This is a genomic window from uncultured Paraglaciecola sp., assembly GCF_913058035.1.
Lineage (GTDB): Bacteria > Pseudomonadota > Gammaproteobacteria > Enterobacterales > Alteromonadaceae > Paraglaciecola.
Window position 1 is genome coordinate 1 of record NZ_CAJXPA010000155.1, and the last position, 10848, is coordinate 10848.

Genomic DNA, 10848 nt, shown 5'->3' on the forward strand with positions numbered 1-10848 from the left:
AACACGGCTGATTTTATCATCATTTAGTTGAGCAGCAATCACTCGGCTGTAAGGTATGCCATTGCCCACTGCCACCCCTTTAATATCAGAGCCAGGTAATACTCTAGCGATTAAACAAGATGATTCTGTCATGCCGTAACCATTGGTCACACTACAATTAAATCTTCGTTGAAAGGATAATTTTAATTCAAGGGGTAAAGGGGCTGATCCACAAGCCGCATATTCAAAACAACTCAGATCAATTTCCTCATGCGGTTGCTGCAATAAAACAGACATAATAGTGGGTACAGTAGGAAACCAACACACTTGATATTGACTCACAAAATACCACCAGTTTTTGACCGTGTTAGGGTTTCTAAAGCCTTCTGGAGTCATAATAACTACCGTACGACCCACAATAAACATCGACAAACTAGCGGCAATTACACCAAACACGTGAAATAACGGTAATGCATTCAATACTGGAGATTTACCGTGATAAGTATTAAATCCTGCGTACACTTGAACCACAAAACTAATATTATCATGGGATAGTTTGGCTATTTTAGGACGACCTGTCGTGCCGCCAGTGTGGAAATACATGGCAATATCATCACTATTGGGTTGAAAAGATTGTGCTAATCGTTGATCAGATTGAGTTGCTATCGCACTATAAAAATCCGTAATGATAATGTTTTTGTTATTGACCTCAGGAAGACGAGCATCCAGTAAAATTAGATGCTCAAGTGATGGCACTTGTTCAATAATCTGATGCACTTTCTTACCTAATTCAGTGGCATCATCAAGAGAAACTGTGACTAATATTTTTGCCTTAACCTCATTCAATATTTCAACAATATGAGCAACTTGCAAAAGGTAGTTAACAGGGTTGGCGATACCGATAGCTTGAGATGCCCATAAACTAATATGAGTTTCCGTTAAGTTGGGCAGTAAAATAGAGACAACATCATGGCGCTCAACACCGAATGATTGAAACAGGTTTGCTGTTTGATTGATTTTTTTAGATAGAACACCAAATGAAAGCTGTTTGGCCACTTCATCTCGAGAAGCAGTTAAATGCTCAGCTATAGCAATATCAGCAGAATATTCATCTGCGGCATGGCAAAATACATCGTATGTTGTTTTACAATAATATCGATCTTGGTAACTTATTTTTTCTATATCAGCAAGCAACTCTAATTCTGTTGGATTGAACATTAAGCACCCGTTTTAATACAAGTTGTAGTTATTTATTATTACCAAGACACTAACATAATTATTAAAACAGCGTTAACATTCTGCAATGCGGAATTAAATTTTGCAATTATTTTTGAGAGACAACATTATGCACTTTATACAATAATGAGATAACCAACCAGACCCATGTTAAATAAAGACACAAATGTATAAATCTCCTTCTTGGTTAATCCCTTCTTGGCTATCTCCGTCATGTTTAGTCGTTATCTTTTTTGCGACGTTAATAACCCAATGGACCGGTTATCAATCCCCCGCTATATTAGCCGTAATAGTGTTGTTATTATTTACGTTAATCGAATGGAAATGCTTAGAATTAACTACAAAACTTGTTGCTATGGTAGCGATTGGCTTGACGCTAGTATTATTACTTTTGGCACAAATATCACTTGTGCAGTTAGGTATGTTGTGCAGCAATGTCGCATTTTTTGCATTTTTCTTAATAGCGCTAGGCTTATTAAAAGAGGCGGCCTTAACCTCAAAATCAGTCAACCTAACTGGCCGGGCGTTATTACAACAACAGCCTCTTAGACGTTATGCGCTGCTGACTTTTGCCAGTCACTTATTGGGCATATTAATGAGTGTTGGCGCCATTAATTTGTTAGGTACCATGATCCACAGAAGCCTGCATGACAATAAAGACACTGTAGATACTCGAATAAACAGTGCAAGACAGCGCCGTATGATGTTAGCAGTGGTCCGAGGATTTTGTAGCATACCTCTGTGGGCCCCAACATCAGTAACAATGACTCTTTTAGTCACCACTATTCCCACACTCCAGTGGATAGATATTATTCCTTATGGTTTGTACCTGACTCTAGTAATACTGTTATTTGGCATCTGGCTGGATCATGTTCAGGCACCCAAACATCTTAGACACCTTGTGCCAGCGATATCTAATAATTTGTCAGATTTGAAGGTGAGCTATCCCATCGCCATTGTTGTCATCACCTTAGCAATAGTTTCAGGTTTATTAATAGCCATGACTTCTCTACGGCCCATCGCTGCGGTCTTAGTAAGTGCACCGATTGTGAGTACCGCTTGGATATTTATCCAGTATCATCGCAAACGAAATACATTAAGTGCCGTACAATTAACAATAAGACGCTTCGGAAAAGACATATTTTTTAAATTGCCGTTGCAGCGTTCAGAAATTATTTTTTTTGCAGGCTCAGTGCTGATTGGTCGCTTATTGTTAACGGTGTTGGACATTGAATGGTTTGCGCAACAATTAGCGCATTTGAATATATCTGCAGCGCTGATACTCATTTCATCTTCATGGATAATTTTTTTAGCGGCTCTTTTATTCATCAACCCAATGATTTCAGTCACTTTAGTGGCTGGAGCTTTGTCTCAATTACCCAGTCTTGAAGATACGCCTGTGACCATAGCACTAGTGATGATGGTTACTTGGGCCGTAGTTATTGGTAGCTCCCCTACCACAACCTCAGTACGTATTAGTGCTAAGCTCACTGGAATTTCGCCCTTTCACATGGGAATAAAATGGAATGGTTTTTATAGTGCATTCGTGTTGTTAGCATTAGATTTTTATCTAATTGTGATGCTGTAATTGAGACTTTTGAACTACAGATCTGTCATAGTGACTAACGTAAAGTTTGACCTTTCTATAACACTCCAAACTATCATTTTAGGTACAAGCTATCCCAAGGGCTGACAGGTTGATCTGTGATAATTGGCACTACTGATAAAGTCGAGGCTCCTTAGGAATACTCTTTGCGAAGCTCTTCAAAAACGAAGTGATAAATGATTGTTAATTATACATTTCAATGTTTTTATAGTCGATAGCCACCTAAGGGTTTGCGGTCAGTGATGAGCACATTCCAACGTAGCTAAACGTCTAGTAGATTGTCATCTTGATGGTTTTGCACACTTTTTCGCCTTCATCAGCCCTAGTGACCAATAAAAGTGAAGTCAACTTCAACCCATTAGGCAGAACACTCAGGCTGTAGTGAAGAATTATCTGCAATTGACCACAACTACTTGAGCAATAGGATTTTCATTTATGACCAAGCAAATTCAATCGACAGAACCAGGATTATCTGAGCTTGATATTCAAATGTTAGAGGTTAACGGTTTAATTATGAAAGTAACCAGCATGGGTAGTGGACCTTTGGTGGTGTTATGTCATGGCTTTCCTGAGTTAGCGATTTCGTGGCGTAGTCAGATTGTCGCTTTGGCTGGAGCCGGATACCGAGTCGTTGCCCCCGACATGCGTGGGTTCGGTGGAACTACTGCCCCACCAAAAATCAGCGACTATACTATGCTGCATCTAGTAGGTGACATAGTAGAGCTAGTTGGCGTACTGGGCGAAAAACATGCTGTTATTATGGGTCATGACTGGGGTGCTCAAGTGGCTTGGGGTGGTGCGTTGTTAAGACCCGACATTTTTACCGCAGTGGTAGGGATGAGTGTGCCTTTTGTACCTATAGGCCACACAGATATCCTATCTAGCTTGCGATCGGTCGGTATCGACAACTTTTATCTTCAATACTTTCAGACTCCCGGTGTGGCTGAAGCTGAACTGGAACAAGATGTTGCTGCATCAATTCGCCGTATTTATTACAGCGCATCAGGAAATGGACCAGACACCATTATCTTTGGCATGCTGCAATCCGGTAAAGGTTTTCTCGATAATACAATAGAGCCAGAAACACTTCCAGCTTGGCTGACTGAACAAGACATTGAAGAATACGCGACAGAGTTTTCGAGAACAGGGTTTCGTGGTGGACTTAATTGGTATCGCAACCTTAACCGCTCTTGGGAACTAATGACACCTTGGCGAGGACAGGTTATTCACCAACCTTCTCTTTTTATTGCAGGTGGGTCTGATGATGTACTCAAGTTTCCTAACACACAGAGGAATATTGACAATTTTTCAGTCACGTTACCAGGCATCTGTGGCTGTCATATAATCCCTGAGGCGGGTCACTGGATCCAGCGTGAAAAAGCTGAACAGGTGAATCACTTATTGATAGAATTCCTGAACGGATTATAGAATTTAACTGACCAATTTAAGTTTAACTGACCGGTTAAATTCAAAGTGAACAGCTACTAGTTAGACTGAATAAAATAATAGAAAATTCAAATTTCAGCTTCTAAAAAATATTTAGAGGCTATGAATAAACGTTGTTCGAGCCATACGATGGGTCGTAGGCTTAAACGAATAACTAGTTTATAAAAGAGGCTCTCATCTTAAAGTCCGATAAAGTGATTGAACATGAGTTTTATTTTCTGCGAAAAGGAAATGCAATATCCATTTTTTCTGAATTGAAACACCCCAATGTATTTTAGGTGGCCAAGTTTATTGGATAACTTGTTGGCCTATTTTACAAATCATCTCAGTGATTACCCCAGTGCTTCATCTCCTCACATTGTTTAGCACCATAGTCACTGGGGTCTCAGTCTGTTTTCCAGTGGTGTGTATTTTTGGCTGGACCTTTGAACTCACTCTTGAAGGCCTAAAATTTACTTACGATGTGGACACAGCAGTCTCTTTTCGAGAACAACCGGTAATAAAATTAACGACCTATTAGTGGGTGCGTTGATAGTAGCCTTAGGTTTTATCGCATCTAAGAAACTATTTGTGGTGCCGATTGACAATGATTTAAAACGTTCTATCGCGGGACGTCCTTTGAATACATGGGTCACGATTAGTCACAACAATATATTACTGACGGCACTACCAAAGAAATCCTGAATACCTTAGTTCTTCTTTTAAATGTAAAAGTGAAATTACAGATATTCACTAAATAGGCGGCTTAACAAATGTTCAATATAGTCTGAAGTTTAGATAGATTTAATAGGACTTCGCACCTGCAAAATTTAATCAGCTTTCTAACTTAATGCCCATAGCTCGCTAACTTGAGTCCCATAGCTCGCTAACTTGAGGCCCATAGTTTGCTAAATTGATACTCATTATGAAATATCACCAGCAAGTATGGGGTGAACAACCCCGCAACTTTGCGACCACTCACAACTCAAATTTAACGTTGTTTCTCCGTGGACCATGGTTTTTATCCCCTTAGCAACCACATCACACCAAAATGTTCTCGCTAAATAAACAACACTCTTAGCACTCTTAGCACTCTTAGCACTCTTAGCACTATTATAATCGTCATAAGCAATAGGCTTCTTTTAGGTTAAAATTATCAAAAAAACTGGCCAGTCGAAAGATTTATGACCAACTGAAAAAGTTAATTGCCAGTTTAACTTTCTAATATAAGTCGGTGTGCGAGTCGGTATTTGATACTCAAACTTGTCTTTGTAAATATGAACTTTGGTGATAGTTAAGTAACTTGTTGTACACATCACTGACACTACTCATCACTTAATTCACATACCAAACTTATCTTAATTGATATTGCCCCGTAGTCGCACAGCAGCTTTACTCTCAAATACTTTAACTTGAGCTTTTAATAAAGTGAGTTGTTGCTTAAATTCAACACTATCAAGTTGCTGCATCAATGCTAAAGCAGCGTAAGCACTGTATTGATTATGGTAATTAACCCAAAAACCCAATTGATTGGGACGCTCAATAAGTGAAAGCAACTCGGGTAAGGCTTTTTTTATTAGTTTAGGTTGTGATGCCAGTAACGTTTTTTGGAATGGCACTAGACTAAAAAAACGCGTGGTTTTTAGCGTGACCTGAGCAACGAGTTGTCGCGCGATATCGGGTTCTTCTTGTTGTGTTGTAAAACTTAAGTAGCTTTGCCAAAATCTAGCATCAGGGGAATCGCCATAAAGTGATGCAGTATGCGCAAACCATCTTTGTGCTTGTTCAGGCATTTTAGCTTTGGTGTATAACAACGCTAAGTAAATACTATTTACTGGCGAGCCATCATCGATTTGTAAACAGACTTTCATTGCCTCAATCGCGTCTAAAACCTCTCCCCTTTGGTCAAGTATTTTAGCTTTCCACACATAAGCCCATGTGAAATTACTATCAATATCGATGGCGTGTTCGACTGATGCCAATGCTTTGACCATCTCATTTCGCCAAAAGTGCACAATGGCTTTGTTTACATTTATCCAAGGCGAAAGTGGGTCTATCGTCAGTGCCTTATCAGCATAGGTGAGTGCCACACCAAACTGATTCTTAGCCAGGGCTAATTCAGAATAAACATATAAGCCTCTGGTACTTGAGGCATCTACACTTAACACTTTATCGATAAATTGCTCGGCCATGTCGAACTGTAAGTCTTCAATAGCTAATAAGGCGCCAGCTAAAAGGGCATTAATATCATTAGGATCAAGTTGTAAGGCGGTATCAATAGTCTCCGTCGCTTTTGCAACAGCAACCGCCTTTTCCATGTATACATCATGATAGTTATACCTCGCGTATATAAACGCTAAGCTGCCAAATGCAGCGGCAAAATCAGGCGCTAGCTCTGTTGCTTTTAAGAATGAAGCTTCTGCTCGAAAAAACCACTCACTGGTTTTTCCATTCATCCACCAGTAACTTCCCTGCAGATAAGCTTGGTAAGCATTAATATCTACACTGTTGGATGTTGTAAAATTAGCTTGCTCGCTTCGCCCAAACAGTTGAGCATTAATATCTGAAATGATCCCAGTATTTAATATAAGTAGATTCTGCATATCATCTTCATACACTTCCGACCAAACCGCATTATTACTTTGTTTTTCAACCAAGCGCACTAAAACACGAATACGCTTATTCGCCTCAGTAATACTGCCTTCTACCCAATAATCAAGATTCAACTGTTTAGCTAAGGAGCCTATTGCATCTGACTCTCTGGCAAGAGCAATAGAAGAATAGTGAGCCAACACAGTCACCTTGTCTGATTTGGCCAGAGTAATCGACAGCTCCTCTGGCAGCATTTCAGCCAAATAGTCATTGTCATCATCGCCAGTAAGATTGCGCCATGGTAAAAAGGCGATGATCATTTCTGGCTTTACAGCACTTTTTTCGATATTTTGAGTAACGACTTCAGACACAGATCCTTGCGGCTCTGGTGTTTCTCTTAATAAAGTAAAAATCAGCAAAGCAAGTATTAAACTCGACATTGTAATTACCAAAACTTTACCTTTATTCAATGATGAAGTGGAACCTGATGCAGTAATATTTTTTGTGCTTAGCTTAATAAACTCTTGTCTGGTCAACCAAGTGACATCTGCTGATAGCCGGTAACCTTTTTTAGGTACCGTGTGGATCAGTTGGCGAGATTTACTATCGTTTAAAATTAAGCGAACCTGAGAAATGACTCGTGTCAGTGCATCCTCTATCACCACACGTCCATGCCACACTTTGTCCATTAATTCTTGTCGACTAACCGTTTCACCAGCACACAAAGCAAGCTGATACAGAACATGCATGGCTTTTGGTTCTAAACGACGACTTTCATCGGCATGAAATACTCTATGATCGCCCACGTCAATGTAGTAATCACCTAAACGAAAATATCCATTTTCAGGTAGCGCTTGTTCAGTCAATTGTTTGGTCCCACTAAATTATTACCCTAGCATTTTGAGGTGGTATGGGTATGTAACCACCAATATCGGTTTTTCATCACAATTTCATCAGCTTTTTATCTGTTGTTCATCAGGATTTTTTTCTGCCGGTTCACCATACTGATCAAACTCAAACGGCACAAGCAACCAACACAAGTAAACATATTTCACTAACGGTTAAGCGTTAACCAATCGTTCACAAACTAAAGGTAGGTCATCATGAAAACAGCAATCAAAACATTTTCTCCAGCAGTCGTAGCCATGCTATTGATAATGCCTAATACTAGCCAAGCATCAACGTTTGATGTAACAGCAGGTTCACAACTCATGGTGAAAACTAGTGTGGCTGACGTTAACGGCGTACGAGAAATTGAGTCCGGCAACTGGGAACAGGGGATCCGCAAAAGCAAAGCTGCTTTAGCAAGAAACTCAGCTATATCTTTACGTAAACCACTTCTTGATAACTTATGCGCTGCTAATTTGGCTATTAGCAACATGGAACAAGCAAACCAATACTGCAATGACGCTGTTAACACGGGCAAAGCATCAGTGATTTCATATAACAACCGTGCTGTGATGCATTATGTTATGGGTAATTTTGAAGCTAGCCTTGAAGATTTAGATAAGGCCAGTAGTCATGGTAGATTTCAAAGTATGGTGGCAGGCAACTTAAAAATTGTTAAACAGCAAAACACATTAAGCAAGAATGATGATTTGATGATGGTTCAATATTCATCACTTTTAGCCACTACGACTCGTTGAAATCAACAACGCCTTTGTTGACATTAGGTAACAGAGGCGTCCACTAAAATATTCACACGTGCCTCATCGAATGAAGCATCTCATAACCAGGTCTTGAGCATCTTTATAAGTTTGGTTTTAGTGTTACATTAAGTAAGAACATCTCGTTGAAGGCATTGCCTGCCAACGAGCTTACGTTTTATAAATACTTCAAATAAATTACCCATTAAATGTATAGATAATATTAATGATAGTAAACGCTCACTTTTTGAATTTTATAGACCTAATAGGTATACAATTTTAGCTTGCCTTGATATTGCCACAATTGATTATTCAAGATAGCCAAAAAGTTGAGAATACCAAACCGAAGATCCCCCCCTCTCCACGACGTTAAGAACTATATATGTATCAATTGTGCAAACAAAACCAGATGTTTTCAACGTCTAATCTTAGGTGGGTGTCACTAAAGATTGTTATTGTTCTCATCACAGTCTTACAATAGGTATCAATCAATCACACTAAGACTCCTAAATGACCAGCCCTCTTGCATCATCTATCTCCTTACCAAATGGCAGCGTACTTCCTAATCGCCTATGTAAAAGTGCCATGACAGAAGGCCTTGCTGATAAGTTTGACCTACCTACTGCTGAATTAATCCAACTTTATAAAACGTGGGCATTAGGTGGAACAGGGTTACATATCACAGGTAATATAATGGTTGACCGGCGCTACCTCGAAAGAGCTGGAAATGTTGTGTTAGAAGATGATAAAAACATAGAGTTATTTCGTAGTTGGTCAAAACAGGGAACTGCAGGAGGGAATCATTTGTGGGTACAACTTAATCATCCTGGTCGTCAATGCCCCAGGATGGTTTCTAAAACACCTTTATGTCCTTCAGATGTACAATTGACAATCCTAGGAAATTTTTCTAGACCGCGCCCAATGGATCAAAGTGATATAGAAGAAGTCATTGCACGTTTCATAACAAGTGCTCGACTGGTTAAAGAGGCAGGCTTTACCGGAGTACAAATTCATTGCGCCCACGGCTATTTACTTAGCCAGTTTTTATCACCTAAAATTAATCAACGCCAAGATCAATGGGGTGGCACTCTAGAAAATAGAGCACGGATTATTCGCCGCATTATTGTCGGTGTACGCAAGGTAGTGGGTACTGACTTTCCTATAGGTGTTAAGCTCAACTCGGCAGACTTTCAAAAGGGAGGTTTTAGCCTTGAAGATTGTATAACTGTAGCCAAGTGGTTGGGCGAAGATAGCGTTGATTTGCTAGAAATATCAGGCGGCACCTATGAACAATTAAGTTTAATAGGTGTCGAGCCAACAGATGTGCGAGAAAGTACCCGAAAACGCGAAGCCTACTTTATTGAATATGCGGAGCGTATTAAACAGTCTGCTAAAATTCCTGTGATGATCACAGGTGGATTTCGCAGTCGAGTTGTCATGGAGCGAGCTATCGAAAGTGGTGAGGTGGACGTCATTGGACTTGCTAGGCCTCTGTGCACTGACCCTGATTGTTCAGCAAAACTGATCAACCAAACGATTCAGAGTATCGACTCTCATGAGGATAAACTAGTTTTAGGTCAAGGCTTTTGGGGTAATAACAGTCCTTCAAGTCTGATAAAAGCCATTAATAGCTTTGGTCAGGTAGGATTTTATTACTGGCAGATTATCCGCCTATCCAGAGGGTTAGCACCCGAGACTCAATTAGGTACATTCAAGGCATTTTTAAGACATATGACAAATGATTTCAAACTGAATATAAAAAGAAAGTTTGGGTAAATATATTCTATTTTATAATTGTGCAGTTAACCCAACTCACCCTAATAACTGCAAATTATAAGAGTGAAAAATGCTTTTTAAATTATTTATTGTGATGTTCTAAAAAGTGTCAATGACTCTGCAATATAACTTGACCAAAATGCAATGAATAGCCATACAAGATATCTCCTGTCATAAGATTAAGTGAACACAACTCTCAATGGGAAAACAGACCAGCGAGTAGGATAATTAAATTTTTTACCAAAAAATACGTTTCCTCCCGATACATAAGAGAATATGGCTATGAAATAACTGTAATCGACACTTAGCGATAAAAAATTATTGATTATGATGAAGAAAAGGCACATGGAAATTGGAATAAAATAAATAGCGCGTTGCATAAATTGGTGCTTACTTTTGCTGAAATTAAATACGAAGTACCACTAGAGCTTAGTACTGACTCTGTCTAGTCTGTATTGGTAATCACATTTGTATTTGGTTACCAATAGGTATGGGAGTTATTTTGTTTGAAATATCGCGCTAGATTTGAATTAGCACATTGATTTTCAATGCTTTATTTTAATAAAGCCTATTTTATAGGTTGTTTAA

The 10848-nt window shown here is 39.3% G+C and carries 6 protein-coding genes; 4 read left to right on the forward strand and 2 right to left on the reverse strand.

Going from position 1 to position 10848, the window contains the following annotated elements; translation table 11 throughout:
- A partial coding sequence (locus tag QZ562_RS16525) for an AMP-binding protein (RefSeq protein WP_293762541.1) occupies positions 1 to 1197 on the reverse strand: 1197 nt, incomplete at its 3' end.
- 184 nt (positions 1198 to 1381) lie between these two features.
- On the opposite strand from QZ562_RS16525, the gene QZ562_RS16530 reads away from it, so the two are divergent.
- Positions 1382 to 2803 carry a hypothetical protein gene (locus QZ562_RS16530; RefSeq protein ID WP_293762544.1) on the forward strand — a complete coding sequence of 474 codons (1422 nt, stop codon included), beginning with the start codon at positions 1382 to 1384 and terminating at the stop codon, positions 2801 to 2803.
- A 453-nt stretch (positions 2804 to 3256) separates the two neighbouring features.
- Entirely contained in the window at positions 3257 to 4249 is a 993-nt protein-coding gene (locus QZ562_RS16535; protein WP_293762548.1) for an alpha/beta hydrolase, read from the forward strand.
- Positions 4250 to 5604: 1355 nt separating this feature from the next.
- Here the strand turns inward: QZ562_RS16535 and QZ562_RS16540 are convergent.
- On the reverse strand, positions 5605 to 7704 hold the full coding sequence (locus tag QZ562_RS16540) for a winged helix-turn-helix domain-containing protein (RefSeq protein WP_293762551.1): 2100 nt from the start codon (positions 7702 to 7704) through the stop codon (positions 5605 to 5607).
- Between the two features lie 237 nt (positions 7705 to 7941).
- Between QZ562_RS16540 and QZ562_RS16545 the strand changes: the two genes are divergently transcribed.
- Together QZ562_RS16545 and QZ562_RS16550 are read left to right on the forward strand one after the other, a co-directional pair.
- Positions 7942 to 8484, forward strand: coding sequence for a tetratricopeptide repeat protein (locus tag QZ562_RS16545; protein ID WP_293762554.1), 543 nt, complete (start codon positions 7942 to 7944; stop codon positions 8482 to 8484).
- A 510-nt stretch (positions 8485 to 8994) separates the two neighbouring features.
- The gene (locus tag QZ562_RS16550; RefSeq protein WP_293762557.1) at positions 8995 to 10260 is read left to right on the forward strand and encodes an NADH:flavin oxidoreductase/NADH oxidase family protein; all 1266 of its coding nucleotides are present in this window, start codon (positions 8995 to 8997) and stop codon (positions 10258 to 10260) included.
- Positions 10261 to 10848 lie beyond the last annotated feature (588 nt).

Coding starts and splice junctions, on each gene's coding strand:
- QZ562_RS16530 (WP_293762544.1), top strand. CDS start 1,382: ATGTATAAATCTCCTTCTTGGTTAATCCCTTCTTGGCTATCTCCGTCA.
- QZ562_RS16550 (WP_293762557.1), top strand. CDS start 8,995: ATGACCAGCCCTCTTGCATCATCTATCTCCTTACCAAATGGCAGCGTA.
- QZ562_RS16545 (WP_293762554.1), top strand. CDS start 7,942: ATGAAAACAGCAATCAAAACATTTTCTCCAGCAGTCGTAGCCATGCTA.
- QZ562_RS16535 (WP_293762548.1), top strand. CDS start 3,257: ATGACCAAGCAAATTCAATCGACAGAACCAGGATTATCTGAGCTTGAT.